At 70.5% G+C, this 25,643-nt stretch carries 23 protein-coding genes and 1 riboswitch; of the genes, 8 read left to right on the forward strand and 15 right to left on the reverse strand.

Annotated features, from left to right (window positions below; translation table 11 throughout):
• Positions 1 to 35 precede the first annotated feature (35 nt).
• From R4Z62_RS08320 to ctaE, 6 genes are all read right to left on the reverse strand, one after another.
• Positions 36 to 1,397 (reverse strand): aminotransferase class V-fold PLP-dependent enzyme, encoded by a 1,362-nt coding sequence (locus R4Z62_RS08320; protein ID WP_491519448.1) that lies wholly within the window; start codon positions 1,395 to 1,397, stop codon positions 36 to 38.
• A gap of 184 nt (positions 1,398 to 1,581) precedes the next feature.
• Positions 1,582 to 1,698: riboswitch (SAM riboswitch) on the reverse strand.
• A gap of 104 nt (positions 1,699 to 1,802) precedes the next feature.
• Positions 1,803 to 2,867 (reverse strand): anthranilate phosphoribosyltransferase, encoded by a 1,065-nt coding sequence (trpD, locus tag R4Z62_RS08325; protein ID WP_381743702.1) that lies wholly within the window; start codon positions 2,865 to 2,867, stop codon positions 1,803 to 1,805.
• 161 nt (positions 2,868 to 3,028) lie between these two features.
• A complete protein-coding gene (qcrB, locus tag R4Z62_RS08330; RefSeq protein WP_064532633.1) occupies positions 3,029 to 4,669 on the reverse strand; it encodes a cytochrome bc1 complex cytochrome b subunit in 1,641 nt (546 codons plus the stop codon).
• Positions 4,666 to 5,724: a cytochrome bc1 complex Rieske iron-sulfur subunit gene (qcrA, locus tag R4Z62_RS08335; protein ID WP_064532635.1), complete on the reverse strand. Its 1,059-nt coding sequence runs from the start codon at positions 5,722 to 5,724 to the stop codon at positions 4,666 to 4,668. The genes qcrB and qcrA overlap by 4 nt, the downstream gene beginning before the upstream one ends.
• Entirely contained in the window at positions 5,721 to 6,530 is an 810-nt protein-coding gene (gene qcrC / locus R4Z62_RS08340; RefSeq protein WP_018567415.1) for a cytochrome bc1 complex diheme cytochrome c subunit, read from the reverse strand. Before qcrC ends, qcrA begins: the two co-directional genes overlap by 4 nt.
• Positions 6,531 to 6,592: 62 nt before the next feature.
• Positions 6,593 to 7,213 carry an aa3-type cytochrome oxidase subunit III gene (gene ctaE / locus R4Z62_RS08345; protein WP_026252473.1) on the reverse strand — a complete coding sequence of 207 codons (621 nt, stop codon included), beginning with the start codon at positions 7,211 to 7,213 and terminating at the stop codon, positions 6,593 to 6,595.
• A gap of 201 nt (positions 7,214 to 7,414) precedes the next feature.
• On the opposite strand from ctaE, the gene R4Z62_RS08350 reads away from it, so the two are divergent.
• Positions 7,415 to 7,813 (forward strand): response regulator, encoded by a 399-nt coding sequence (locus R4Z62_RS08350; RefSeq protein ID WP_491519449.1) that lies wholly within the window; start codon positions 7,415 to 7,417, stop codon positions 7,811 to 7,813.
• 65 nt (positions 7,814 to 7,878) lie between these two features.
• Here the strand turns inward: R4Z62_RS08350 and R4Z62_RS08355 are convergent, their stop codons facing one another.
• The 4 genes from R4Z62_RS08355 to ctaC form a co-directional block, all read right to left on the reverse strand.
• Entirely contained in the window at positions 7,879 to 9,150 is a 1,272-nt protein-coding gene (locus R4Z62_RS08355) for a L,D-transpeptidase (protein ID WP_491519450.1), read from the reverse strand.
• Positions 9,151 to 9,282: 132 nt separating this feature from the next.
• Positions 9,283 to 9,681, reverse strand: a complete 399-nt coding sequence (locus tag R4Z62_RS08360) for a cytochrome c oxidase subunit 4 (RefSeq protein ID WP_018567411.1) — start codon at positions 9,679 to 9,681, stop codon at positions 9,283 to 9,285.
• Complete coding sequence (gene ctaD / locus R4Z62_RS08365; protein ID WP_018567410.1) at positions 9,678 to 11,423, reverse strand: aa3-type cytochrome oxidase subunit I; 1,746 nt, start codon at positions 11,421 to 11,423, stop codon at positions 9,678 to 9,680. The genes R4Z62_RS08360 and ctaD overlap by 4 nt, the downstream gene beginning before the upstream one ends.
• Entirely contained in the window at positions 11,420 to 12,379 is a 960-nt protein-coding gene (gene ctaC / locus R4Z62_RS08370) for an aa3-type cytochrome oxidase subunit II (protein WP_018567409.1), read from the reverse strand. The genes ctaD and ctaC overlap by 4 nt, the downstream gene beginning before the upstream one ends.
• Before the next feature lie 539 nt (positions 12,380 to 12,918).
• Here ctaC and R4Z62_RS08375 point away from each other — a divergent pair.
• Positions 12,919 to 14,337, forward strand: a complete 1,419-nt coding sequence (locus R4Z62_RS08375; RefSeq protein ID WP_491519451.1) for a cysteine desulfurase/sulfurtransferase TusA family protein — start codon at positions 12,919 to 12,921, stop codon at positions 14,335 to 14,337.
• A 39-nt stretch (positions 14,338 to 14,376) separates the two neighbouring features.
• Here R4Z62_RS08375 and R4Z62_RS08380 read toward each other — a convergent pair whose 3' ends face one another.
• Positions 14,377 to 15,351 (reverse strand): carbohydrate kinase family protein, encoded by a 975-nt coding sequence (locus R4Z62_RS08380; RefSeq protein ID WP_064532646.1) that lies wholly within the window; start codon positions 15,349 to 15,351, stop codon positions 14,377 to 14,379.
• Positions 15,352 to 15,482: 131 nt separating this feature from the next.
• On the opposite strand from R4Z62_RS08380, the gene R4Z62_RS08385 reads away from it, so the two are divergent.
• Both R4Z62_RS08385 and R4Z62_RS08390 read left to right on the forward strand, forming a co-directional pair.
• The gene (locus tag R4Z62_RS08385) at positions 15,483 to 15,728 is read left to right on the forward strand and encodes a hypothetical protein (RefSeq protein ID WP_491519452.1); all 246 of its coding nucleotides are present in this window, start codon (positions 15,483 to 15,485) and stop codon (positions 15,726 to 15,728) included.
• Positions 15,729 to 15,940: 212 nt separating this feature from the next.
• A complete protein-coding gene (locus tag R4Z62_RS08390; protein ID WP_491519453.1) occupies positions 15,941 to 17,695 on the forward strand; it encodes a hypothetical protein in 1,755 nt (584 codons plus the stop codon).
• A 119-nt stretch (positions 17,696 to 17,814) separates the two neighbouring features.
• On the opposite strand, the gene erpA is transcribed toward R4Z62_RS08390, so the two are convergent.
• Complete coding sequence (gene erpA, locus R4Z62_RS08395; protein ID WP_018567404.1) at positions 17,815 to 18,171, reverse strand: iron-sulfur cluster insertion protein ErpA; 357 nt, start codon at positions 18,169 to 18,171, stop codon at positions 17,815 to 17,817.
• A gap of 284 nt (positions 18,172 to 18,455) precedes the next feature.
• Here erpA and nadA point away from each other — a divergent pair, with 284 nt between their 5' ends.
• Both nadA and R4Z62_RS08405 read left to right on the forward strand, forming a co-directional pair.
• Positions 18,456 to 19,640, forward strand: a complete 1,185-nt coding sequence (gene nadA, locus R4Z62_RS08400) for a quinolinate synthase NadA (protein WP_064532653.1) — start codon at positions 18,456 to 18,458, stop codon at positions 19,638 to 19,640.
• A 151-nt stretch (positions 19,641 to 19,791) separates the two neighbouring features.
• Positions 19,792 to 20,370, forward strand: a complete 579-nt coding sequence (locus tag R4Z62_RS08405; RefSeq protein WP_491519454.1) for a Uma2 family endonuclease — start codon at positions 19,792 to 19,794, stop codon at positions 20,368 to 20,370.
• 69 nt (positions 20,371 to 20,439) lie between these two features.
• On the opposite strand, the gene R4Z62_RS08410 is transcribed toward R4Z62_RS08405, so the two are convergent.
• Together R4Z62_RS08410 and R4Z62_RS08415 are read right to left on the reverse strand one after the other, a co-directional pair.
• A complete protein-coding gene (locus R4Z62_RS08410) occupies positions 20,440 to 20,841 on the reverse strand; it encodes a hypothetical protein (protein WP_385498794.1) in 402 nt (133 codons plus the stop codon).
• A 318-nt stretch (positions 20,842 to 21,159) separates the two neighbouring features.
• Positions 21,160 to 21,459, reverse strand: a complete 300-nt coding sequence (locus R4Z62_RS08415) for a hypothetical protein (protein ID WP_491519455.1) — start codon at positions 21,457 to 21,459, stop codon at positions 21,160 to 21,162.
• 109 nt (positions 21,460 to 21,568) lie between these two features.
• Here R4Z62_RS08415 and R4Z62_RS08420 point away from each other — a divergent pair, with 109 nt between their 5' ends.
• Together R4Z62_RS08420 and R4Z62_RS08425 are read left to right on the forward strand one after the other, a co-directional pair.
• Complete coding sequence (locus tag R4Z62_RS08420; RefSeq protein ID WP_491519456.1) at positions 21,569 to 22,132, forward strand: DUF5753 domain-containing protein; 564 nt, start codon at positions 21,569 to 21,571, stop codon at positions 22,130 to 22,132.
• Positions 22,111 to 22,308, forward strand: a complete 198-nt coding sequence (locus R4Z62_RS08425) for a DUF397 domain-containing protein (protein ID WP_355482212.1) — start codon at positions 22,111 to 22,113, stop codon at positions 22,306 to 22,308. The genes R4Z62_RS08420 and R4Z62_RS08425 overlap by 22 nt, the downstream gene beginning before the upstream one ends.
• A 75-nt stretch (positions 22,309 to 22,383) precedes the next feature.
• Here the strand turns inward: R4Z62_RS08425 and R4Z62_RS08430 are convergent, their stop codons facing one another.
• A complete protein-coding gene (locus tag R4Z62_RS08430; RefSeq protein ID WP_491519457.1) occupies positions 22,384 to 25,515 on the reverse strand; it encodes an efflux RND transporter permease subunit in 3,132 nt (1,043 codons plus the stop codon).
• Positions 25,516 to 25,643 lie beyond the last annotated feature (128 nt).

Consider the following 25,643-nt stretch of genomic DNA (forward strand, 5'->3'; position numbering starts at 1 on the left):
CTCCGGCCGGTCCGCCGCCTCGGGGGCCGCGGGGTTCACACCGCCGGGACGCAGCGGCCGTCCTCCGTGCGGTAGCGCCACTTGGCGCCGTCGCTGACCAGCTCGCGCACCGCCGTCACGAAGCGCTCCACATGCTCGTCGGGGGTGCCCGCGCCGAAGCTGACACGGATCGCGTTGAGGGACTTCTCGCCGGGCGCGGCCTCGGGGGCGCCGCACTCACCCTGGGTCTGCGGGTCGCTGCCGAGCAGGGTGCGCACCAGCGGGTGGGCGCAGAAGAGCCCGTCGCGGACGCCGATGCCGTACTCGGCGGAGAGCGCGGCGGCGAAGTGCGAGCTGTTCCAGCCCTCCACGACGAACGAGATCACGCCGACCCGCGGGGCGTCGTCCCCGAACAGGGAGAGCACCCGCACCTGCGGAACCGCGGCCAGGCCCTCCCGGACCCTGTCGATGAGGTGCTGCTCGCGGGCGACCAGCGTGTCGAACCCGGCCTCGGTCAGCGCCTTGCAGGCCGCCGCGATGGAGTAGGCGCCGATGACGTTGGGCGAGCCGGCCTCGTGGCGGGCGGCGCTGTCGTGCCACTCCACGTCCACTCCCCCGTCGGCGCGGCGGGACACCCGGCGGCTAGCGCCGCCGCCCGCGAGGTAGGGCTCGGCCTCGCGCAGCCAGTCGGCGCGCCCGGCCAGCACGCCGGAGCCGAAGGGGGCGTACAGCTTGTGCCCGGAGAAGGCGACCCAGTCGACGTCGAGGTCCTTGACGGACACCGGGTGGTGCGGGGCGAGCTGGGCGGCGTCCAGCACGATCCGGGCGCCGTGCGCGTGGGCGGCGGCGGCCAGTTCCCGTACCGGCCACAGTTCGCCGGTGACGTTGGAGGCGCCGGTGACGCAGACCAGGGCAGGGCCGTAGGGCTCGCGGTCGGCCAGCGCCCGCTCCAGGGTGGCGACGGCCTGCTCCGGGGTGCGCGGGGCGTTCAGGCAGGTCACCTGGGCGTCGCGCCAGGGCAGCAGCGAGGCGTGGTGCTCGGTCTCGAAGACGAACACCCGGCAGTCGGCCGGGACCACCCGGGCCAGCAGGTTCAGCGAGTCGGTGGTGGACCGGGTGAACACCACCTGGTCGTCCGCGCGGCAGTCCAGGAACTCGGCGACGGTGCGCCGGGCGTTCTCGAACAGGTCGGTGGAGAGCTGGGAGAGGTAGCCGGCGCCGCGGTGCACGCTGCCGTAGTACGGCGCGTAGGCGGCCACGTCGTCCCAGACCTGCTGGAGCGCGGGGGCGCTGGCCGCGTAGTCGAGGGCGGCGTAGGTGACTTCGCCGCCGGTGACGAGCGGCACGGTGACATCCCGGCCCAGAACGGGCAGCGGGGCACAGACGGACTGGTCGGCGGCAGCGGTGGAGACAGACATGGGGGAACTCCCGTGAAGGCAGGGTGAACCGACCGCGCGAGCCCGGCACGGGGCACCGGCGCGGAAGGGTGAAGTGGGTGTGCGGAGGCGGGGCTCGACGCCCTAACGCATTCGCTTGCTCACGGAAGGCTCCCTCGACCGACCAGGACCCCTGGCCCCGCACTTCCCTGGGAAGCGCGCGAGGGGTCCGCGCTTGCCGTAGACCTCGCTGCCTACGACCTGGTCTTCACCCGGGGCACCCCGCCACGGACGGAGGGTTGCCGGACAGCCGGCCGGGGCCACATGGCTGTCACTCATGACCTGGTGCCATCCTGCCACACGATCTTCTGTGCGCAAGGCGCGGTCCGGATCGTGGACCGCGCCTCGCGTCACCTCACCGCGTGCGGACGCGTACCGCGGGGGCGCTCAGGCGTTGCTGGCGGCCACCCAGCGCTCCAGCGTGCCCCGGGCCGCCCCGGAGTCGATCGACTCGGCGGCCCGCGCCATACCGGCCCTGATCCGCTCCGCCAGCGTCCCGGAGCCCGGCTCCAGGGCGACCAGGGCAGCCGCCGAGTTCAGCAGCACCGCGTCCCGTACGGGACCGTGCTCGCCGTCCAGCAGGCGGCGGGCCACCTCCGCGTTGTAGGAGGCGTCGGCGCCGCGCAGCGCCTCCACCGGCACCAGGTCGAGGCCGACGTCGCGGGGGTCGAAGCGCTCCTCGGTGACCGTGCCCTCGTGCACCACCCAGACCCGCGAGGTGGCCGTGGTGGTCAGCTCGTCCAGGCCGTCGTCGCCCCGGAAGACCAGGGAGGAGTTGCCGCGCTCGGCGAAGACACCCGCCACGATGGGCGCCTCGTGGGCCACGGCCACACCGACCGCCTGCGCCTTCACCTGGGCCGGGTTGGTCAGCGGGCCCAGCAGGTTGAACACCGTGCGGATGCCCAGCTGGCCGCGGGCCGCGCCCACATGGCGCAGCGCCGGGTGGAACTTCACCGCGAAGCAGAAGGTGATCCCGGCCTCCTCGGCGACCTCCGCCACCCGGCGAGGCGTCAGATCGAGGTTGACGCCCAGCTTCTCCAGCACGTCGGAGGCGCCGGAGGCGGAGGACGCGGCCCGGTTGCCGTGCTTGACGACCTTGGCGCCGGTGCCGGCCACCACGATCGAGGACATGGTGGAGATGTTCACCGTCTTGGCGCCGTCGCCGCCGGTGCCGACGATGTCGACGGTGGCGCCGGGCACCTGGATCACCTTGGCGTGCTCGTACATCGTGCGCACCAGGCCGGTGATCTCCGCGACGGTGGCGCCCTTGGCGCGCAGCGCCACCGCGAAGCCGGCGATCTGGGCGTCGGTCGCCTCGCCGCCCATGATCCGGTCCATGGCCCAGGCGGTGTCGTCGGCGGTGAGGTCGCGGCGGTCCAGCAGGCCGTTCAGCAGGACGGGCCAGGAACGGCCCGCCGCGGTGTCGCCTCCAGCGGGGGTCACAGCGCTCATAAGCCGCTCCTGATCCGGTGTCCCGGCCGGTGCTCAGGGCCATGGGACGGGGGGTGTCGTATCACCGTCCACCCTATCCAGCCCGGGGGACGGCGGAGGGCCCCATCCGGGGTTCGGACGGGGCCCTCCGGCCTGGCGTGGCGACGCTCAGGGGTCAGTGATCAGTGGTGGCCGTGGCCGCTCGTGATCTCCTTGTACTCCTCGACGGTCGGCTTCGAGATCTGGTTGTCCTCGCCGTAGTACGCGTTGCTGAGCTTGGCGCGCAGCTTCTCCGTACCGCCGACCTTGCGCTCGACACCGTTCTCGTCCACCGTCGGGCCGATCTCGGCCGGCTCGTACTGGTGGTGGGCGGTGAGGGTGTACAGCTGCTCCTGGCTGAGCGGCTCGTGGACCTCGATGAACTCACCGTGCGGCAGGCGCTTGATGATGCCGGACTCGCGGCCGTGCAGCACCTTCTCCTTGTCCCGGCGCTGGAGGCCGAGGCAGATCCGCTTGGTGATCACGAAGGTGATGACCGGGACCACGAAGAACGCGATCCGCACGAACCAGGTGATGGCGTTGATCGACAGGTGGAAGTGGGTGGCCCACAGGTCGTTTCCACCGCCGACCAGCAGCACGAAGTACCAGGCGATCCACGCGGCGCCGAAGGCGGTGCGGGTCGGGACGTTGCGCGGGCGGTCCAGGATGTGGTGCTCGCGCTTGTCGCCGGTGACCCAGGACTCGATGAACGGGTACACCGCGAGGGCGATGAGGACCACACCGAAGAGCACCAGCGGGATGAACACGCCCAGGACCAGCGTGTGGCCCCAGAAGTTGATCTCCCAGCCGGGCATCGCGCGGATCAGGCCCTCGGCCATACCCATGTACCAGTCGGGCTGGGCGCCGGTGGACACCTGGTCCGGCCGGTAGGGGCCGATGGCCCAGATCGGGTTGATCTGCGCGATCGCCGCGACGGCCGCGATGGCACCGAAGACCAGGAAGAAGAAGCCTCCGGCCTTGGCCATGTAGACCGGCAGCAGCGGCATGCCGACGACGTTGTTGTTCGTCTTGCCGGGGCCCGCGAACTGCGTGTGCTTGTGGTAGAAGACCAGGATCAGGTGGCCGACGACCAGGCCGAGCATGATGCCCGGCAGCAGCAGGATGTGGATCGAGTAGAACCGGGCCACGAAGTCGTGGCCGGGGAACTCGCCGCCGAAGAGGAAGTACGAGACGTACGTGCCGACGATCGGCACGGACAGGATCGCGCCCTCCATGAAGCGGACACCGGTGCCGGACAGCAGGTCGTCCGGGAGCGAGTAGCCGGTGAAACCGGTGAACATGCCCAGGACGAACAGCAGGAAGCCGAACATCCAGTTGATCTCACGCGGCTTGCGGAACGCGCCGGTGAAGAACACGCGCATCATGTGCACGAACATGCCGGCGAGGAAGATCAGCGCCGCCCAGTGGTGGATCTGCCGGATGAGCAGACCACCGCGCACCTCGAAGGAGATGTGCATGGTCGAGTTGAACGCTTCACTCATCAGCTGTCCCTGGAGCGGGACGTAGCTGCCGTGGTACACCACCTCGTTCATCGACGGGTGGAAGAACAGCGTCAGATACACACCCGTGAGGATGATGATCAGGAAGCTGTAGAGGCAGACCTCACCCAGCATGAACGACCAGTGGTCGGGGAAGATCTTGCGCATGTTGGCCTTGGCCAGGCTGTAGATGCCCAGCCGGCCGTCGGCCCAGTCGGCGAGCTTCTCGCCGGCCGGTGCCTTACCGCGCGAGCGGTTCGGCTCGTTGCTTGCTGCAGTACTCATCCGCGCTCCCAGAATGCAGGACCGACGGGCTCCTCGAAGTCGCCGAGCGCTTCGAGGTACCCCTCGCTGTCCACGCCGATGCGCAGCTGCGGCAGGGCGTGACCGGCCGGGCCGAAGATGACTCGGGCACCGTCGGAGAGGTCGAAGGTGGACTGGTGGCACGGGCACAGCACGTGGTGCGTCTGCTGCTCGTACAGGGAGATCGGGCAACCGACGTGGGTGCAGATCTTCGAGTAGGCCACGACGCCCTGGTACGACCAGTCCAGCTCGCGCTTGTCCTTGATGTTGTCCGGCTGGAGCCGGACGATCATCAGGGCGGCCTTGCCGATCTCGGTCTGGAAGTCCTCGTCCGTCTCCTCCAGGCCCTCGGGCTTGGCGAAGGTGAGCGAACCGACGATGACGTCCTCGGGACGCAGCGGCTGGTTGGTGTTCATGTTGACCAGGCGCTTGCCCTTGGCCCACAGGGTGTGCCGCAGCGTCTCCTTGGGCAGCGGGCCCAGGTCGCGCAGCAGGAACACACCGGACAGCGGCACCAGGGTGAGCGCGCCCAGCATGGTGTTGCGGATCAGCGGCCGGCGGCCGATCGCGGACTCCTTGGCACCCTGCTTGAAGTCGGCGTGGACCTTCGCGCGGACCTCGGGGGACGCCTCGATCGGGTGACGCTCGTCGGCGACCTCGGCGTCCGACATCAGCGTGCGGGCCCAGTGGACCGCGCCCGCGCCGATGCAGAACAGCGCCACGCCCAGCGTCAGACCCAGCGCGAAGTTGATCGCGCTGATGTGCCCGAGCGGGAAGACGTAGACCGACTTGTCGTTCGGGATGGTCACGTACGAGGCGATGAAGCCCGCGGTGGCCAGCATGGAGACCGTGAACAGCATGGCGACGACGCGCTCGGACCGGCGGGCGGCCTGCTCGTCGACGTCCTGGATCCGGTGCTCGTGGGGCGGCAGGCCCGGGTCGGCGAACGGGTTCCTGTCGTCCGCGACCTCTGCGGCGCCGTGCGCCGCGCCCTGCTCAGCAGGCAGGTTCTCTTCTGGGATGTCTTGGGTACTCATGACTTCTTGGCCTTTGCGGTCCGAGCGGCGACCCACACGGCGACGGCGACCAGCGCGCCCAGTCCGAAGATCCACGCGAACAGACCCTCGCTGACCGGCCCGAGGCCACCCAGTTCGAGACCGCCGGGGTTGTCCGAGTTGTCGCTGTTGACCGCGTTCAGGTACGCGATGATGTCCTTCTTGTTCTTCTCCGACAGGGTCGTGTCGGGGAAGGAGGGCATGTTCTGCGGGCCGGTCTGCATGGCCTCGTAGATGTGCTTCGGGTCGACACCCTCGAGGTCCGGGGCGAACTTGCCGTGCGTGAGCGCACCGCCCTTGCCGGTGAAGTTGTGGCACTGGGCGCAGTTGGTGCGGAACAGCTCACCGCCCTTGGCGATGTCCGCGCCCTCCGGGCTGTACTGGTTCGTCGTCGGCACGGCCGGGCCGGCGCCCAGGGAGGCGATGTAGGCCGCCAGCTGGTCGATCTCGGCCTGGGTGTAGATGACCTTCTTGCGCGGGACCTGCGCGCCGGGCTGCTGGGCCGGCATACGGCCGGTGCCCACCTGGAAGTCGACTGCCGCGGCGCCCACGCCCACCAGGGACGGACCGTCAGTGGTGCCCTGACCACCGGTGCCGTGGCAGCTTGCGCAGCCGACCTGGTAGAGCTTCTTGCCCTCCTCGATGGTGAGGGACTGAGCCGACTCGTCGGCCTTCGCCTTGCTCGCGGGCGCGAACGCGGTGTACAGCCCCCCCGTGGCCGCCAGCGCGAGAAGGAGGACGACGACCGCCGCCAGCGGATGGCGTCGTCGTGCGGAGAGCTTTTTCACGGATTACCCCGGTGTCAGGATCTTCTGCGTCGATGCTTTGCGGACTGGGATCGGTTCGTCGGCTACTTGATCAGGTAGATCGTGGCGAAGAGGCCGATCCAGACGACATCGACGAAGTGCCAGTAGTAGGACACGACGATGGCCGCGGTCGCCTGCTCGTGGGTGAACCTCTTGGCCGCGTAGGTGCGGCCGAGGACCAGCAGGAAGGCGATGAGACCGCCTGTCACGTGCAGGCCGTGGAAGCCGGTGGTCAGATAGAACACCGAGCCGTACGGGTCGGAGGAGAGGGAGAGCCCCTCCTCCTTCACCAGGCTCGTGTACTCGTAGATCTGACCGCCGATGAAGATCGCACCCATGATGAAGGTGACGATGAACCAGCCCCGGAGCTTCTTCACGTCACCGCGCTCGGCGGCGAAGACGCCGAGCTGGCAGGTGAGCGAGGAGAGCACCAGGATCGTGGTGTTCACCGACGAGAAGGGGACGTTGAGACTGTCCGCCATCTCCTTCCAGTGCGCCGGACCCGTCACCGATCGCAGGGTGAAGTACATCGCGAAGAGGGCCGCGAAGAACATCAGCTCGGAACTCAGCCAGATGATGGTTCCGACGCTGGTGAGGTTCGGCCGGTTGACCGACGGGTGCGCGTGCCCGGTTTCTACTGTCGTTGCTGTCGCCACGACCGACATTATGTCGGTCGCTTATCCCGCCCTCACTCCGGGGGGTGCCGTTCGGAGTGTCTGTGGGGTGTGTCCAGCCCGTATGGCCCATCGAAGGGGTGTTCAAGGCGGTGTCGGCGGGGTGGACGAGGGAGTAGCATCCGCGCCATCGGTACCCGGAAGTTCCCGAACATTGCTGTGTCTTCTCGAGTCAAGATGCGTGGAGGAACAATGCAGGCGACCGCCACGGTGCTGGTCTACAGCGACGACGCCAACACCCGGGAGCAGGTGCGGCTGGCCACCGGCCGGCGTCCGGCCCAGGACGCGCCCCTCGTGGAGTTCGTGGAGTGCGCGACGCCGGCGGCGGTCCTCGCCGAGCTGGACAGGGGCGGGATCGACGTCTGCGTCCTGGACGGCGAGTCCGTCCCGATGGGCGGCATGGGGATGTGCCGCCAGATCAAGGACGAGGTCTTCCGCTGCCCGCCGGTGCTGCTGCTCATCGGGCGGCCCCAGGACGCCTGGCTGGCCACCTGGAGCCGGGCGGACGCGGCCGTGACCCTGCCGGTGGACCCGGTGGAGTTCGCCGGCGCGCTGGCCTCGCTGCTGCGCCGCAAGGCGCTCGTCGCCTGAGCGCCCGGGGCGGGCCGCGGCCGGCTGGCTGCGGCCCGCCCCGGGGCAGGCCCTCGTGCGGCCGCTCAGAGGCTCTGCGGGCGCAGCCTGGACTGGTCCGCCTGCGGGGTGGCGGCCTGCGGGCCGCTGCTCAGGGCGCTGCCCTGGAGCCACTTCTGCCAGGACAGGTTCCAGTCGCCGTAGCCGTTGTCGAACAGTTCCATGGGATCGCCCTTGGAGTTGACGACCTGGACCACGTCGCCCTCGTGGATGTTGTCGAAGAACCACTTGGCGTTCGGGGTGCTCATGCCGGTGCAGCCGTGGCTGACGTTGGCGATGCCCTGGGAGCCGATCGACCAGGGCGCGGCGTGCACGAACTCACCGCTCCAGGTCACCCGGGTGGCGTAGTAGACCGGCAGGTCGTACGAGTCCGTCGAGCCCGCGGCGATGCCCACGGTGGAGCTCTTCATCCGCACGAAGTACTGCTTGGCGAGGACCACCTTGACGCCGTTGCGGGTCTCGAAGCCGGGCTTGCCGGTGGTGACCGGGATCTCCTTGATCTTCTCGTCGTTGCGGTAGACCGTCATCGCGTGCGTGGCCGCGTCCGTGACGGCGACGACGCGGTCCCCGGTGGTGATGGTGAGCGGCTTGGCGCTGCCGCCGTAGAGCCCGTCGGCGATCCGGATGTCCTCCAGGGTGCTGCGCACCTCGACGGTGGCGTTCGCGGGCCAGTAGTCGCGGGGCCGGTAGTGGAGCTGCTTGTCGTCCACCCAGTACCAGGAGCCCTGCACGGCGGGTGTGGAGCGCACCTGGAGGCCGCGCTCCACGATGGCGCGCTGCGCCTTGTCCTTCACGGGCTGGTCGAGTTCGGCCACGATGGGCTCGCCGACGCCGTAGGTGCCCGCCTCCGGGCCGAACTCGATGTTCAGGCGCCGGGTGGTCGCGGGCTTGCTGGTGTCGAAGGTGAGGACCTTGCGGCCGGGTGCGCCGTCGTCGTTCTCGGTGCGGACCGTGAGCGTGTAGTGGGCGCCGGCGGCCAGCGGTGAGGTGCTGTGCCAGCGGCTGCCGTCGGCGGCGAGTTCGCCCGCGACGTGCCGTCCGGTGGCGTCCTCGGCGCTGACGTCCGTGAGGTGTCCGCTGGAGCCCGTGGCGGTGACCACCAGGGGCTTGTCCGGGTCGGCCTTCTTGCCGGCCTCGGTGGGCCCGCTGAAGGCGATCTGATCCGCCGCGTCGTACGGGTCGGCGGCCAGCGGGTTGTCGTCCGCGCCGCAGGCGGTGACGCCCGCGCCGAGGGCGACCACCAGCGCGGTGCAGCTGAGACCGGCCTTTGCGCCCCGGGAGAACAGTTCGGTGCTCATGGCAGCACGCTAAGGAGCCCCGTCAACTCCGGCACGGTGGATCGTCCGTCCGGGGGACACCGGTACGACAAAAAGAGGGAACCCGGACACTCGTTCGATGGAGTGCCCGGGTTCCCCGAAGTGCGCCGTGTGCTACTGGGTGCGGTTCTCACCGCGGTAGTACTCGAAGACCCAGCCGAACAGACCGATCAGGATGATCGGCGCGCCGAAGTACAGCAGCCACCAGCCCAGGGCCACGCCCAGGAAGGCCAGCGCGCCACCGACGCCGAGCGCGAGCGGCTGCCAGCTGTGCGGGCTGAAGAAGCCCAGCTCACCGGCGTCGTCCGCGACATCGGCCTCCTTGTCGTCCTGAGCGCCGGCGTCGACCCGCTTGGCCGTGAAGCCGAGGTAGAAGCCGACCATGATGCTCAGGCCGAACGAGAGGAAGAGCGCCGTGGTACCGGCCGGCTCCTTCGACCACACGCCATAGACGATCGCCATGACGAGCAGGAAGACGCTCAGCCAGATGAACATCTTGCCCTGGATCTTCACTTGCCGGCCTCCTTGCCGCCGGCGACGGCAGCCTTCTCGGACCCGCCGTGACCGGCGTTCTCCAGCTGGTCCAGCGCGGCGATCTCCGGGTGGTGCAGGTCGAACGCCGGGGATTCACTGCGGATCCGCGGCAGGGTGAGGAAGTTGTGCCGCGGCGGCGGGCAGGACGTCGCCCACTCCAGGGAGCGGCCGTAGCCCCACGGGTCGTCCATGTTGACCGGCTTGCCGTACTTGGCCGTCTTCCACACGTTGTAGAAGAACGGCAGGATCGACAGGCCGAGCAGGAAGGAGAAGATCGTCGACACCGTGTTCAGCGCGGTGAAGCCGTCCGCCGCCAGATAGTCCGGGATGCGTCGCGGCATGCCCTCGGTGCCCAGCCAGTGCTGCACGAGGAAGGTGCCGTGGAAGCCGATGAACAGCATCCAGAAGGTCATCTTGCCCAGGCGCTCGTCCAGCATCTTGCCGGTGAACTTCGGCCACCAGAAGTGGAAGCCGGAGAACATCGCGAAGACGACCGTGCCGAAGACGACGTAGTGGAAGTGGGCCACCACGAAGTACGAGTCGGAGATGTGGAAGTCCAGCGGCGGCGCGGCCAGGATGACACCGGTCAGACCACCGAAGGTGAAGGTGATCAGGAAGCCGGTCGCCCACAGCATGGGTGTCTCGAAGGAGAGACTGCCCTTCCACATGGTGCCGATCCAGTTGAAGAACTTCACACCGGTCGGTACCGCGATCAGGAAGGTCATGAAGGAGAAGAACGGCAGCAGCACACCGCCGGTGACGTACATGTGGTGCGCCCACACCGTCACGGAGAGGCCCGCGATGGAGATCGTGGCGCCGATCAGACCCATGTAGCCGAACATCGGCTTGCGGGAGAAGACCGGGATGACCTCACTGATGATGCCGAAGAACGGCAGGGCGATGATGTACACCTCTGGATGGCCGAAGAACCAGAAGAGGTGTTGCCACAGCAGTGCTCCGCCGTTGGCCGCGTCGAAGATGTGCGCACCGAACTTGCGGTCCGCCTCCAGGGCGAACAGCGCGGCGGCCAGCACCGGGAAGGCGAGCAGGACCAGCACCGCGGTCAGCAGCACGTTCCACACGAAGATCGGCATGCGGAACATGGTCATGCCGGGCGCGCGCATGCAGATGATCGTGGTGATGAAGTTGACCGAGCCGAGGATCGTGCCGAAGCCGGAGAAGGCCAGACCCATGATCCACATGTCGCCGCCGATACCCGGCGAGTGCACCGCGTCGGAGAGCGGCGCGTAGGCGAACCAGCCGAAGTCGGCCGCGCCCTGCGGGGTGAGGAAGCCGCCCACCGCGATGAGCGAGCCGAACAGGTAGAGCCAGTAGGCGAACATGTTCAGCCGCGGGAAGGCCACGTCCGGCGCGCCGATCTGGAGCGGCATGATCCAGTTCGTGAAGCCGGCGAACAGCGGCGTCGCGAACATCAGCAGCATGATCGTGCCGTGCATCGTGAACGCCTGGTTGAACTGCTCGTTCGACATGAGCTGGAGGCCCGGACGGGCCAGCTCCGCACGCATCAGCAGCGCCATGACGCCACCGATGCAGAAGAACGCGAACGACGTCACCAGGTAGAGCGTGCCGATCGTCTTGTGGTCGGTGGTCGTCAGCCACTTCACCACGACGTTGCCGGGTTGCTTGCGCCGGACCGGCAGCTCGCTCTCGTATGAGCCCGCAGCCGCCGCGGCACCCTGAGGTTCGTTGAGGATGCTCACAGGTTGTTCGTCTCCCGGTTCTTCTCGTGGCTCGTCTGCGCGATGCCGGCGGGAACGTAACCGGTCTGCCCCTTCTTAGCGAGGTCCTTGAGGTGCTGCTCGTAACGCTCCGGCGAGACGACCTTCACGTTGAACAGCATCCGGGAGTGGTCCTGGCCGCAGAGCTCGGCGCACTTGCCCTTGAAGGTGCCCTCCTGGTTGGGGGTCACCTGGAAGGAGTTGGTGTGGCCGGGGATGACGTCCATCTTCATCAGGAACGGGACCACCCAGAAGGAGTGGTTCACGTCCCGCGAGGTGAGGATGAAGCGGACGGTCTTGCCCTTCGGCAGCCACAGGGTCGGGCCCGGGTTGCCGGTCTGCGGGTTCCGGGTGCCCGGGGTGCCGTAGTCGTAGACACCGCCGGCGGCGGCCGGGAAGTCCTTCTTGAACCGGTCCGGAATGGCCGTCAGGTTCTTGTCGGTCTTCGCGTCACCCGCCGAACCGGCGACCGGCGTGACGTAGTTGAAGGCCCAGCTCCACTGGTAGCCGACCACGTTGACCGTGACGTCGGGCTTCTTCGATTCGTCGAGAAGCTTCGACTCGTCGCGGGCCGTGAAGTAGAAGAGCACCGAGACGATGATGAGCGGGACCACCGTGTACAGGGCCTCGATGGGCATGTTGTACCGGGTCTGCGGAGGTACCTCGACCTTGGTGCGGCTGCGCCGGTGGAAGAAAGCACTCCACAGGATCAGACCCCACACCAGCACGCCGACCGCGATCGCGGCGGCCCAGGACCCCTGCCACAGGGAGAGGATCCGCGGAGCCTCTTCCGTGACCGGGGTGGGCATACCCAGCCGGGGGAAGTCCTTGTATGTGCAACCGGTTGCGGTCGCCAGGACCAGGCCCGCAGTCAGTGCCTGCAGCAGCTTCCGCCGCATCGGGCGCCGCGGCGAGCGGTCGGAGCCGTTGGGACTCACGTAGCGCCTTCCCGAGAGTCTCGCCCGCGCGGTTGGCTGCGGCCTGCCTTCTCGCTGGTCGGTCGCCGCCCTGCGTCGGGCAGGGGTTTGGATGTTTATGCGGACCAAACCCTACTGGACGCCTTCCGGCGGGTCGCGGGGAGGGGGGCCCAACGCGCCGCGGGTCACGCCGACGGGTGGGATGCCCTGAAGTGGGGCGCTTCGCCGGGGCGTGCCGGGCGCGCACCGGGGTGCCCAACCGGGCGGGCGTAGGCCGTTCGTGGCGGGTGCGGGGCGAGCAAGGCGAGCGAGGCGGGCGGAGGTGGGGGTGCGGTGTGGCGGGTGCGGTGTGGCGGGTGCGGTGACGCGGCAGCGGGCGCGGGTGGCGCGGGACAGGCGGGGACCGGTCGGGGCGGAGGCGGGTGTTCCGCACCGGCACGGCGGTTCGACGGCGGGCGCGGGCCGGTACGGGCGAGGCAGGCGTTCCATGGTGGGCGCGGGGCGGCCGTGGTGCCGCCCCGCGGTTCCCCGGCGCCCGGCGGGGCGCTTAGCGTGAACCCGTGCCCTACTTCGACGCCGCTTCCGCCGCCCCCCTGCACCCCGTCGCCCGTCAGGCCCTGCTCGCCGCGCTCGACGAGGGGTGGGCCGATCCCGCACGGCTCTACAAGGAGGGGAGGCGCGCGCGGCTGCTGCTGGACGCGGCGCGCCAGGCGGCGGCGGAGGGGGTGGGTTGCCGGGCCGACGAGCTGGTGTTCACCTCGTCCGGCACCCGGGCCGTGCACACCGGCGTCGCGGGGGCGCTGGCCGGGCGGCGCCGGGTCGGACGTCACCTGATCGTGTCAGCGGTCGAACACTCCTCGGTGCTCCATTCGGCGGAGGTCCACGAGGCGGGGGGCGGGACCGTCGGCCGGGTCGCGGTCGACCGGCACGGCGCGGTGAGCGCCGGTTCCTACGCGGCGGCGCTCGGCCCGGACACCGCGCTGGCGTGCCTCCAGTCGGCCAACCACGAGGTGGGCACCGAGCAGCCGGTCGCCGAGGTGGCCGAGGTGTGCCGCGCCGCGGGGGTGCCGCTGCTGGTGGACGCGGCGCAGTCGCTCGGCTGGGGGCCGGTCGGCGGCGACTGGTCGCTGCTGACGGCGAGCGCCCACAAGTGGGGCGGGCCGTCCGGGACCGGGCTGCTGGTGGTGCGCAAGGGCGCGCGGTTCGCCCCGCGGGAACCGGCCGACGAGCGGGAGTCGGGCCGGGCGGCCGGATTCGAGAACCTGCCGGCGATCGTGGCGGCGGCCGCCTCGTTGCGGGCGGTGCGGGCCGAGGCGGCGGCCGAGGCGGTACGGCTGCGGGAGCTGACCGAGCGGATCAGGGCGCGGGTGCCGGAACTGGTGCCGGACGTGGAGGTGGTGGGCGACCCGGTGCGCCGGCTGCCGGGGATCGTCACCTTCTCCTGTCTCTATGTCGACGGGGAGACGCTGCTGCACGAGCTGGACCGGGAGGGCTTCTCCGTCTCCTCGGGCTCCTCCTGCACCAGCAGCACGCTGACCCCGAGTCATGTGCTGCGGGCGATGGGGGTGCTGAGCGAGGGCAACGTGCGGGTGTCGCTGCCCGCCGGGACGGCGGCCGAGGACGTCGAGCGGTTCCTGTCGGTGCTGCCGGGCGTGGTGGCGGGCGTACGGGAGAAGCTGGGGGCGGTGCCGCAGGCGCAGGCGCCGGGGCCGCGGGAGGCGCCGGGCGCGCGTGCCGCGGAAGGGACCCGCGCCGGGGAGCTGGTCCTCGACACGCTCGGCAGGCGCTGCCCGATCCCCGTCATCGAGCTGGCGAAGGTCATCGGGGACGTGCCGGTCGGCGGCACGGTCCGGGTCCTCTCGGACGACGAGGCCGCGCGTCTGGACATCCCGGCGTGGTGCGAGATGCGGGGGCAGGAGTACGCCGGCGAGGAGCCGGCGGACGAGGGCTCGGCCTACGTCGTCCGCCGGGTCTCCTGACGGGCTGTCCGCCGCGCGGGCGGACCGGCGCGGGTGCGGTCAGGCGAGGTGGGTGCGGACCTCGCCGGCCGCCTCGTCGCCGTACGCCTTGGTGAAGCGCTCCATGAAGTGGCCCCGGCGCAGCTGGTACTCCTGGGTGCCCACGGTCTCGATGACCAGGGTCGCCAGCATGCAGCCGACCTGGGCGGCGCGCTCCAGGGAGACGCCCCAGGCGAGACCGGACAGGAATCCGGCGCGGAAGGCGTCGCCCACGCCGGTGGGGTCGGCCTTGCGCTCCTCGTCCGCGCAGCCGACCTCGATCGGGTCCTCGCCGGTGCGCTCGATCCGCACGCCGCGCGCGCCGAGGGTGGTCACCCGGTGGCCGACGCGGTCCAGGATCTCGGCGTCGCTCCAGCCGGTCTTGGTCTCGATGAGGCCCTTCTCGTACTCGTTCGAGAACAGGTACGTGGCGCCGTCCAGCAGTATCCGGATCTCGTCGCCGTCCATCCGGGCGATCTGCTGGGAGAAGTCGGCGGCGAAGGGGATGGAGCGCGAGCGGCACTCCTCGGTGTGCCGGAGCATGGCCTCCGGGTCGTCGGCGCCGATCAGCACCAGGTCGAGGCCGCCGACGCGGTCCGCGACGGTCTTCAGCTCGATGAGGCGGGCCTCGCTCATCGCGCCGGTGTAGAAGGAGCCGATCTGGTTGTGGTCGGCGTCGGTGGTGCACACGAAGCGGGCGGTGTGCAGGGTCTCGGAGATGCGGACCGAGGCGGTGTCGACGCCGTGCCGGTCCAGCCAGGCGCGGTACTCGCCGAAGTCGGATCCGGCGGCGCCGACCAGCACCGGGCCGGTGCCGAGCTGGCCCATGCCGAAGGCGATGTTGGCGCCGACGCCTCCGCGCCGCACGTCCAGCTGGTCGACCAGGAAGGAGAGCGAGACCGTGTGCAGCTGGTCCGCGACGAGCTGGTCGGCGAAACGGCCGGGGAAGGTCATGAGGTGGTCGGTGGCGATGGAGCCGGTGACTGCGATGCGCACGGCGTGGACGCTCCTGGTGGGCGGAGGGACTGACAGTTCACGCTACCCGTTCGGCGCGGAGCGCTGAAGCGGGCGAAACTACCCGATAGTAGATCTTTCTCGGCGGGGTGTGCCGTGCTTACGGTTCCCTCATGACGAACGAAGAGATCCATGCCGCCCCCGTCCGTACCGCCCCGGGCGGCGATCCGGGCGGCGACCTGGACGGCGATCTGGCGTCGCTGCGCGGGGACGGCGCCCGGATGGCCCCGCGCTGGTCGGCTCCCGCCCGGAGGACCGGAGCGGCCCCGGCGGCGGTGTCCGCCGCCCGTATCCACGGCGTGTCGGTCCCGGACACGTCCGCCCGGCTGCTGGAGGGGATGTCGGAGTACGGCGACTGAGCGGAGTACGGCGGCCGCGCGGCCGCGGGATCCGTCGCGGGCCGCGGGATCCGTCGCGGTGTCCGTCGCGGCCGGTGGAACCGGGCGCTCCCCCGGCGCGTCCCATGGCCGTCCCCCGTGAGGGGGATACGGGACACGACCCGTCGGCCGTCGACTTTGTCAGGGCCGGGTCAGGGTCACCGGGACGGCTGCGCAGGCGAAGGAGCGATGCGGTGAACACCGAGCGACCGGACCACGAGGACGCGGCGAAGGCGGCGACCGCGGATGCCGCGGGGCCCGCGGGCGGTGCCGGCGGCGGGCACGACGACCACGGCGGCGGTGACGACGGCAGGGGCGGCGGCGGAGGCGGTGACCGCGACGGCGGGCGGAGCCCGGACGACGAGGACGGCGGGCGCTTCCGGCGGGGCCGTCCGCCGCTGGTCGCCGCCTCGGTGGCCGCCGCGGTGCTGCTGGCGGGCGGCGGCGGGGCGTATCTGGCCATGGGCGCGACGGGCGGCTCGGGCGACGGCCGTACGGACGCCGCGGCGTCCGGCGGCCACGGCACTCCCCCGCCGCTGGCGCTGGACGACCACACCGCGACCGTCACCCGGTCGGGACCGGGCACGGACGGCTCGGGCCCCGCCACCGGTGGCCCGAACGGCGGCTCGAACGGCATCGCGCCCGGCGAGCCCGACCCGTACGGCACCACGTACCGGGCGGCGGGCGCCCTGCCCGAGGGGCCCGGTTCGGCGCCGGTGTACGCGGCGCGGGGCGAGGTCACCCGCGAGGAGGCGGCGCGGCTCGCCGCGGCGCTCGGGGTGGCGGGCGCCCCGGTGGCCGACGCGCAGGGGTGGCGGATCGGGAACGTCAAGGACGGCGCCGGGCCGGTGCTGCGGGTCGGCCGGGCGGCGCCGGGGACCTGGACGTTCAACCGCTATCTGCCGGGCACCGACGACTGCAAGGGCCTGATGTGCCGGCACGATCCGGCGGCGCCCGCCGCGCACCCGGTGAGCGAGGCAGCGGCACGCAAGGCGGCGGCCCCGGTGCTGAAGGCGGCGGGGCAGGAGGGCGCGGCGGTGGACGCGAGCCGGACGCAGGGCGCCCAGCGGGTGGTCGAGGCCGATCCGGTGGTCGGCGGGCTGCCCACGCGGGGCTGGACGACCAGCCTGACCCTCGGTCCCCAGGGCGAGGTACTGGCCGCCGGCGGACAGCTCAAGGCACCGGTGAAGGGCGACACGTACCCCGTGCTGGACGCCCGCCGCACGCTGGAGCTGCTGAACGCGGCGCCGCGCACCGGCGGGGGCGGGGGCATCGGCGGGTGCGCCGCTCCCGTACCGCTGAAGGACTCGGCGAAGGACCGTACGAAGGACCGGCCGGCGGCGCCGTGCGACTCGTCCGCCACGGGCGGGAAGGCGGCCGGCGGCTCCTCCTCCGCTCCGGGCGGCGGCGGTACGCGGACCACCCTGACCGTCGAGAAGGCCGTGTTCGGGCTGGCGGCGCACCCTTCCGGGGGGCGGCAGACGCTGGTGCCGTCCTGGCTGTTCCAGGTGCGCGGGGCGGCCGGGCAGTCCCCGTTCACGGTGACGTATCCGGCGGTCGACCCGAAGTATCTGGCCTCGCCCGCCCCGCCGTCCGGGCAGCCGGAGCCCCGGCCGAGCGGACCGGGCGCGACCACTGCCCCGGCCACCCGCGAGGTGCACCCGGCCGGGTACAGCGCCAGTGGCGACGAACTGACGGTGACCTTCGAGGGCGGTGTGTGCGCCGACTACCGGGTGTCGGCGAAGGAGGACGCCGGGCGGGTGACCGTCACGGTGACCGAGACGCCCTGGCAGGGCAAGGTCTGCATCATGATCGCCAAGGTGTACCACCGGACCGTGCACCTGGACCGGCCGCTCGGGGAGCGGACGGTGGTCGGCCCGGACGGCCGGGCGATCCCGTCCCGGGCCGCGGGCGCCGGACTGCCCCAGTCGGGGACGCCGGTGCGGTGACCGGAGCGCCGGGCCGGGCGGTGCGGCGCGGGAAGGAACAGCGGAAGGCGGCAGCCCCTGAGGGGGCTGCCGCCTTCCGTCGTTCGTCTGTTCGCTTCCCGTCGCGGCGGGGGTGCGGCTCAGCTGAAGGAGTCGCCGCAGGCGCACGAGCCCGTCGCGTTCGGGTTGTCGATCGTGAAGCCCTGCTTCTCGATGGTGTCCACGAAGTCGACGGTGGCGCCGCCCAGGTAGGGGGCGCTCATGCGGTCGGTGACGACCTTGACGCCGCCGAAGTCCTTCACGACGTCCCCGTCGAGGGAGCGCTCGTCGAAGAAGAGCTGGTAGCGCAGGCCGGAGCAGCCGCCGGGCTGGACGGCGACCCGCAGGGCGAGGTCGTCGCGGCCTTCCTGGTCGAGCAGGGCCTTGACCTTCGCCGCTGCGGCGTCGGTCAGGACGATGCCGTCGGTGACGGTGGTGGTCTCGTCCGATACGGACATCTACATCTCTCCCGGGTTGTACGGAGACTGCTTGCCGACGAGTTCAACCGGTGGGGCCGCGCATTCATTCCGGGCCGGGCGCGTGCTTTTCGGTGTTCCACGCGGTTCCACGCGCGTGCTGCTCGTCCCGCTCGTCCACTTCATGCTCGCACATACCCGAAAGTGCGCGCAGTGGCCGGGCGCCGGGATTCACGTCACATCGACATGATGGCCATCGTCAAAGTGACGTGAAGCGGTTATGATAGATAGCGTCAATTAGACGAAAAGTAGAAAGGGTGCGTGTCGTGACCACCGCCCAGACCCAGGAGCTCGACGTTCAGCCGACGCCCCTCGCCCTGTTGCTGCTCGGCCGCGAGGCCGACCCGAGGAGCGAGCGCGGCGTCGAGTGCCCCGGCGACCTCCCCGCCCCGTCCGACCCGGACCTGGTGGCGCGCGCCCGCGCGGCCAAGGAGAAGCTCGGGGACAAGGTCTTCGTCCTCGGCCACCACTACCAGCGCGACGAGGTCATCCAGTTCGCCGACGTCACGGGCGACTCCTTCAAGCTGGCCCGGGACGCGGCGGCGCGGCCGGAGGCCGAGTACATCGTCTTCTGCGGTGTGCACTTCATGGCGGAGTCCGCGGACATCCTGACGAACGACGGGCAGAAGGTGGTCCTGCCGGACCTGGCGGCCGGCTGCTCGATGGCCGACATGGCGACGGCCGAGCAGGTCGCCGAGTGCTGGGACGTGCTGACCGAGGCGGGCGTCGCCGAGCAGGTCGTCCCCGTCTCGTACATGAACTCCTCGGCCGACATCAAGGCGTTCACCGGGCGGCACGGCGGCACCATCTGCACCTCGTCGAACGCGAAGCGGGCCCTGGAGTGGGCCTTCCAGCAGGGCGAGAAGGTCCTCTTCCTGCCCGACCAGCACCTGGGCCGCAACACGGCGGTGCGGGACATGGGCATGTCCCTGGACGACTGCGTCGTCTACAACCCGCACCGGCCGAACGGCGGGCTGAGCGCCGAGGAGCTGCGCGCCGCGAAGATGATCCTGTGGCGCGGCCACTGCTCGGTGCACGGCCGCTTCAGCCTGGACTCGGTGAACGACGTCCGCGCCCGCATCCCCGGGGTGAACGTCCTGGTGCACCCCGAGTGCAGGCACGAGGTGGTCTCCGCCGCGGACCACGTCGGCTCGACCGAATACATCATCAAGGCGCTGGAGGCGGCCCCGGCCGGCTCCAAGTGGGCCATCGGCACGGAGCTGAACCTGGTCCGCCGTCTGGCGAACCGTTTCGCCCCCGAGGGCAAGGAGATCGTCTTCCTCGACAAGACGGTCTGCTTCTGCTCGACGATGAACCGCATCGACCTCCCCCACCTCGTCTGGACCCTCGAATCCCTGGCCGAGGGCACCCTCGTCAACCACATCCAGGTCGACAAGGAGACGGAGACCTACGCGAAGCTGGCGCTGGAACGGATGCTGGCGCTGCCGTAGGGACCCGAGAGACGACAAGGGGCGCCCCCGACCGCTTCCGGCGGCCAGGGGCGCCCCTTTCGTGCCACGATCGAGGGAACGGTTCCCGATACCGAGGGCAGGTGGTCTCGCGATGTCCCATTCTTGCGAACGGCCGAAGAAGGGGCGTGACATGACTGCCGTGGCTCATGAGCCCACCACGCCGGCGGAGGGACTGCTGGACATCTTCCTGTCCCTCGACACCCCGGAGGGTTTCCGGGCCGAACTGATCGAGGGGGAGATCGTCGTGACGCCGCCGCCGGACGGGGAGCACGAGCATTTCATCACCCGGCTCGCGAAGCAGGTGATCAGACGGTCACGGACCGACATGGACTTCTCGGGCAACAAGGGCCTGGAACTGCGCTGCGCGGCCGCCTGCCCGAAGGACCATGTGATCCCGGACGGCACTTTCGCCCCCGCCCACCTGGACCTCTACCGCGACGCGGACCCCTGGATGCCCTCGGACGACGTCGCCATGGTCCTGGCGGTGACCTCGACCAAGCCGCGCAGGGACGGCGAGGCCAAGCGCCACGGCTATGCCCGCGCGGGCATCCCGCTGTACCTGCTCGTGGACCGGGACGCCTCCTCCGTCACGCTGTTCAGCGCCCCCGAGCACGAGGACTACCGGCAGCTCTGCACCGTCCCGTTCGGCAAGCCCCTGGCCCTTCCGGAGCCCTTCGCCTTCGAACTGGAGACGACGGACCTGCTCTGACGTCCGCCCGTCACGGCCATCCGCCTGTCACGGCGGCACCGGATTATCCCCGCTCTCCGATGCTCGGCGTCACGAGGCGAGGAGCACTGCGCACGAACCGGATCGTTCGAAGACCGCCCCGGCGATCTCGGGCAGCTTCGATCCGGCCGCCCGGCCGTAGACGGGGCCAAAGTCCAGGGCGAACCCCGCGTCCGTCGCGTCCACCCGCACCGCGTCGGGAGTCTCCGTCCCCCTGGGAGCGAGCCTGTTGTCCCGTACGAACGCCGGAACACTGTCGCACGGGATCGAGAACTCCACCCGGAACGGATAGCCGTCCAGCGCCTTCAGGGCGCCGTACGTGATGTCCTCGGCCGTCTTCGGAAGGCGTACTTCGTAGTCGGACAGCGCCTGTTCGAGGCTGACGTCCGCGGTGTCCGCCGGGGACTCGTGCGGGAACGGCCCGGCGTGCTCGGCGGAGTGCAGACCGGCCACGTCGCAACCGACCGATCCCCCGAGAAGCAGCACACCACCGCGCCGACCGCCGCGAGGCAGCCCCACACGAGCCTCAGGTGGTCCGGGGTGAACCGGGGGCCGGGTGGGCCGCCCGGCATGACCGTCGCGATGAGGTCGTAGACGCGGAGGGCCGGATCGCGGTAGTCCAGGGCTGTCAGTGAACCGAGAACAAAGATCGCCACAGCCCATACGAAACGCAGCATCACCTCTCCTGTTCCCGGCGGGACTTCGCCGATTCGTGCGGGTCCCACACCACAACTGACGCCACGATATGTCCGTCCGGCGCTCCGGTCGCCTTCAGGCCCCCGGCAACCGCGCTCCCCGGCTCGCCGCGATCCTCAGGGTGTCCGCCAGGGCCGCTGCCAGTTGGGCTCCCACGAAGCGCAGTTCGCCCGCCTCCGTGGCCGCGTCCGCGAGCAGCGCCCTCCCCTCGGTCAGGACGAACTCGGCCGAGTCCAGCAGGTCCGCCTCCAGCCGGTCGGCCAGGCGCGACAGGCGGCTGTCCGGCTTGTCCGTGCTCAGGTAGCACGGGGCACCGTCCGGCCTCGTCCACGGCAGCAGCCGCAGTGGTGTGCCGTCCCGTCCTTCGCGGATCATCGCGTCGCTCCCTCCGGTGAGGTCCGGCCGTTCGGCTGCGGGGCCGGACCTCCGCGGGCTGTACGAACTCGCCAAGCGCGAGGCCCATCCCGACCAGTACCGGCGGTTCATGGACTTCGAGGCGCAGGCCGAGGTGATCGAGACCTACGATTCACAGGTCGTCCCCGGACTGTTGCAGACCAGGCAGTACGCACAGGCACAGCTCAGCCTCCAGGAGGAACTTCCCGCGGAGAGGCAGGCGGCGCTCGTAGACGCGCGCATGTTCCGTAAGGAGCGGCTCAACTCCGCTCATCCTCCGCTGCACTGGGCCATCATCGACGAGTCCGTGCTCCGGTGGCAGATGGGCAGCCGGGAGTGCACCTACAATCAACTGGCCTCGCTGCTCAGGCAGGTGGATACTGCGCACAGCAAGGTCCAGGTGATGCCGTTCAGTGCTGGTGCGCACTACCTGATGGGCGGCGTGCTGAACCTGCTGACTCTTCCCAACGGCTCCACCCTGGCCTACGAAGAGGGCATCGAGGTCAGCCGCCTCTATGAGGACCGGGATTCGGCCAAGAAGTGGCGATGGCGGTACGACGTACTCCGCGCCCGCGCTCTCTCCCCGGCCGCCTCGGCGGAGCTGATCCGAAAGGCAATGGAGGACTACCGCCCATGCGACACACCCCCGAACTGAGTTCCGCCCGCTGGCGACGGAGCAGTCACAGCAACGCCAACGGGGGCAGCTGCGTCGAGATCACCGAGGACTTCCCCGGCACTGTCCCCGTCCGTGACAGCAAGGTCCCCCACGGTCCCGTCATCGTCGTCCCGGACGGTGTCTGGGACGCCTTCGTCCGCTCCCTGAAGGCGTAGGCGGGCGGGCGCACGCGCGAAACGAGACGGCCGGGCCTCCGCGGAGGCCCGGCCGTTTCCTGTGGTGAGGGGGTGTCAGACGCCCGCCGGTTCCAGGTCCTCCGTCTCCGTCCTGGTGGTCCGCTTCGCCGCGCGCTTCTTCGCCCGGCGTTCCTTGCGGAGTTCGAGCATGGCGTAGAGGGTCGGGACGAGGAGGAGGGTCAGGAGGGTGGAGGTGATCAGGCCGCCGATCACGACCACGGCGAGCGGCTGGGCGATGAAGCCGCCCTGGCCGGTGACGCCGAGGGCCATGGGGAGCAGGGCGAAGATCGTCGCCAGGGCCGTCATGAGGATCGGGCGGAGGCGGTGGCGGCCGCCCTCCACGACGGCCTCGACGACGCCGTAACCCTGTCTGCGGTACTGGTTGATGAGGTCGATCAGCACGATCGCGTTGGTGACCACGATGCCGACCAGCATCAGCATGCCGATCATCGCGGGCACGCCCAGCGGGGTGCCGGTGGCGATGAGCAGGCCGAGCGCGCCGGTGGCCGCGAACGGGATGGACACCAGCAGGATCAGCGGCTGGGCCAGCGAGCGGAAGGTCGCCACCAGCAGCATGAACACGATGGCGACGGCCGCCAGCAGGGCCAGGCCCAGGTTCTTGAAGGCGTCGTCCTGGTCGGAGGTGACACCGCCGATCTCGGCGGTCGCGCCCGCCGGGAGGTCCAGCGCCTTGACCTTCGACTGGAGCTTGGAGCTGACCGCGCCGGTGTTGTCACCGACCGGCTTGGCGGTGACGGTCGCCGCGCGCTGTCCGTCGATACGGGTCATGGAGACCGGCCCGTCGACCAGTTCGACGGTGGCGATGTCACCGAGCTTCACCGGTCCGAGACGCAGGTTCCGCAGCTGGGACAGGGTCTCGGCGGGCTTCGCCGACTTGATCACGATGTCCCGCTCGGTGTCGCCCAGGACCGCCTTGGCGGCCGTGGTGCCGCGCACCGCCTGGGCGACGGCCGCGCCGAGGGTCTGCTGGGTGAAACCGGCCGCGGCCGCCTTGTCATTGGCCCGCACCGAGACGCGGGGCACGCTCTGCGACAGGTCGCTGGTGACGTCGCTGACGTCGTCGAGTCCGGCGACCGCCTTGCGGACCTGCTCGGCCGCGTCCCGCAGCGACTTCGCGTCCGGCGCCTTGACGACGACCTTGAGGTCCTGGTCGCCGAAGCCGTCACCGGCGTTGACGGTGGTGGTGCCGATGCCGGACAGCTTGTGCAGCCCGGACTCGATGTCCTTGCGCACGTCCTCGGCGGACGCGGAGTCCTCCAGCATCACCTGGTAGGAGGCGTGGTTGGCATCCGTGGAGCCGCCGAAGGCCGCCAGGAAGCCGGAGGAACCGACCGTCACCTGGTAGTCCTTGACGCCCTCGGTGCCGGAGAGCAGCTTCTCGACCTTCTTCGCCTGCGCGTCGGTGGCCGCCAGGCTGGTGCCCGGCTTCAGCTCCTGCTTGACGCTGAGCACCTTCTGGTCGCCCGGGTCGAAGAAGTTGGTCTTCAGCAGCGGGGCCAGGCCGAAGGTGCCGACCAGCACGACCACCGCGATCAGCACACTGGTGAGGCGGCGGCGGGTCGCGAAGCGCAGGACCGGCACGTAGAAGCGCTGGAGACGGCTGCCGGCCTCCTTCTCCTCCGCCTTGCGGCGGGCCTCCTCCGGATCGGCCGGCGTGTTCTTCGGGGCGCGCAGGAACCAGTACGACAGGACCGGCACGACCGTCAGCGACACCAGCAGCGAGGCCAGCAACGCCACCGTCACGGTGATGCTGAACGGGCCGAACAGCTCGCCCACCAGACCGCCGACCAGCCCGATCGGCAGGAACACGGCGACCGTGGTCAGCGTCGAGGAGGTCACCGCCCCGGCCACCTCGCGCACGGCGCCCAGGATGGCCTCGCGGCGCTCCTCGCCGTAGCCGAGGTGGCGGCGGATGTTCTCCAGGACCACGATCGAGTCGTCGACGACGCGGCCGATGGCGATGGTCAGGGCGCCCAGGGTCAGGACGTTCAGCGACAGGTCGCGGGTCCACAGGACGATCAGGGTGATGACCACGGAGAGCGGGATCGAGACCGCCGTCACCAGCGTGGAGCGCAGCGACGCCAGGAAGACCAGGATGACCAGGACGGCGAAGAGCAGACCGAGCGCGCCCTCGGTGGTCAGGCCCTCGATGGACTTGGAGACGGCCGGGCCCTGGTCGCTGACCGTGGTGATCTTCGCGTCGGAGCCGAGGCTCTTGCGCAGCTCGGGCAGCTTGTCCCGGACGGCGTCCGAGACGGCGACCGCGCTGCCGTCGTGGTCCAGGGTGACCGCGACGGCGAGGCTGGGCCGGCCGTCGGTGCGGGTGATGGAGTCGGCCTTGGCGGGCTGCTGCCGCACGGTGGCGACATCGCCGAGACGGGCCGGTGCCTTGCCCGTGCCGGCGCCTGCCTGCCCGGTTCCGGTCTGCCCGGCGATCCGCAGGTCCTCGATCTGCTTCAGCGAGGTGAAACCGCCGCCGACCTGGACGGTCCGGCCGGCGCCGCCCTCGTCGAAGGATCCGGCCGGGACGGTGGCCCCGCCCGCCTGGAGCGCCTGGGCCAGGTCGGCGGTGGTGAGGCCCGCACCGGCGAGCTTCGCGTCGTCGGGGGTGACGGTGACCTGGAGGTCGCGTACGCCGTCCACGGTGACCTGGCCGACGCCGTCGACGTTCTTCAGGGCCGGGACGACCGTCTTGTCGAGCTGGTCGGCGAGCGCCTGCTGGTCCTTGCCGGAGGTCACGGCGAGGACCACGGTGGGTATGTCGTCGGTGGAACCGGCGACGACCTGCGGGTCGACGTCGTTCGGGAGCAGGGCGCGGGAGCGGTTGACGGCCTGCTGGACGTTGGCGACGAGCTGCTGGGTGTCGTTGCCGTACTCGAAGGACGCCGTGATCACGGCGCTGCCCTCGCTGGCGGTGGCGGTGACGCCGGTGATGCCGTCGACGGCCTTGATGTTGTTCTCGAGGGGTTCGACGACCTGCTTCTCCACGACGTCCGGGGAGGCACCCTGGTAGGGCGCGAGGACGGACACCACGGGAAGTTCGATGCTGGGCAGCAGCTGCTGCTTGAGCTGGGGGATCGCGATGGCCCCGAAGACGAGCGCGACGATCGAGATCAGCCCGATCAGCGCCCGCTGCGCGAGGCTGAATCTGGACAGCCAGGACATGGGTCAGGGTCTCTCTTCTGTGAGCGCCGGGAGCGGCAGGAGCGGCACGGGCGCGCAGCAGCGCCCACCCTTACACCCTCAGGCATGGACACCCGGTGATCCGTAACCCCCTGGTCCAATTCCGCGCG

This window comes from Streptomyces sp. PL-25 (assembly GCF_058344915.1).

Excerpts from the sequence above, each read along its gene's own strand:
- R4Z62_RS08320 (WP_491519448.1), bottom strand. The coding sequence starts at position 1,397 with ATGTCTGTCTCCACCGCTGCCGCCGACCAGTCCGTCTGTGCCCCGCTG.
- trpD (WP_381743702.1), bottom strand. The coding sequence starts at position 2,867 with ATGAGCGCTGTGACCCCCGCTGGAGGCGACACCGCGGCGGGCCGTTCC.
- qcrB (WP_064532633.1), bottom strand. The coding sequence starts at position 4,669 with ATGAGTACTGCAGCAAGCAACGAGCCGAACCGCTCGCGCGGTAAGGCA.
- qcrA (WP_064532635.1), bottom strand. The coding sequence starts at position 5,724 with ATGAGTACCCAAGACATCCCAGAAGAGAACCTGCCTGCTGAGCAGGGC.
- ctaE (WP_026252473.1), bottom strand. The coding sequence starts at position 7,213 with ATGTCGGTCGTGGCGACAGCAACGACAGTAGAAACCGGGCACGCGCAC.
- R4Z62_RS08350 (WP_491519449.1), top strand. The coding sequence starts at position 7,415 with ATGCAGGCGACCGCCACGGTGCTGGTCTACAGCGACGACGCCAACACC.
- R4Z62_RS08355 (WP_491519450.1), bottom strand. The coding sequence starts at position 9,150 with ATGAGCACCGAACTGTTCTCCCGGGGCGCAAAGGCCGGTCTCAGCTGC.
- R4Z62_RS08385 (WP_491519452.1), top strand. The coding sequence starts at position 15,483 with ATGACGAACGAAGAGATCCATGCCGCCCCCGTCCGTACCGCCCCGGGC.
- erpA (WP_018567404.1), bottom strand. The coding sequence starts at position 18,171 with ATGTCCGTATCGGACGAGACCACCACCGTCACCGACGGCATCGTCCTG.
- R4Z62_RS08405 (WP_491519454.1), top strand. The coding sequence starts at position 19,792 with ATGACTGCCGTGGCTCATGAGCCCACCACGCCGGCGGAGGGACTGCTG.
- R4Z62_RS08415 (WP_491519455.1), bottom strand. The coding sequence starts at position 21,459 with ATGATCCGCGAAGGACGGGACGGCACACCACTGCGGCTGCTGCCGTGG.
- R4Z62_RS08420 (WP_491519456.1), top strand. The coding sequence starts at position 21,569 with ATGGACTTCGAGGCGCAGGCCGAGGTGATCGAGACCTACGATTCACAG.
- R4Z62_RS08425 (WP_355482212.1), top strand. The coding sequence starts at position 22,111 with ATGCGACACACCCCCGAACTGAGTTCCGCCCGCTGGCGACGGAGCAGT.
- R4Z62_RS08430 (WP_491519457.1), bottom strand. The coding sequence starts at position 25,515 with ATGTCCTGGCTGTCCAGATTCAGCCTCGCGCAGCGGGCGCTGATCGGG.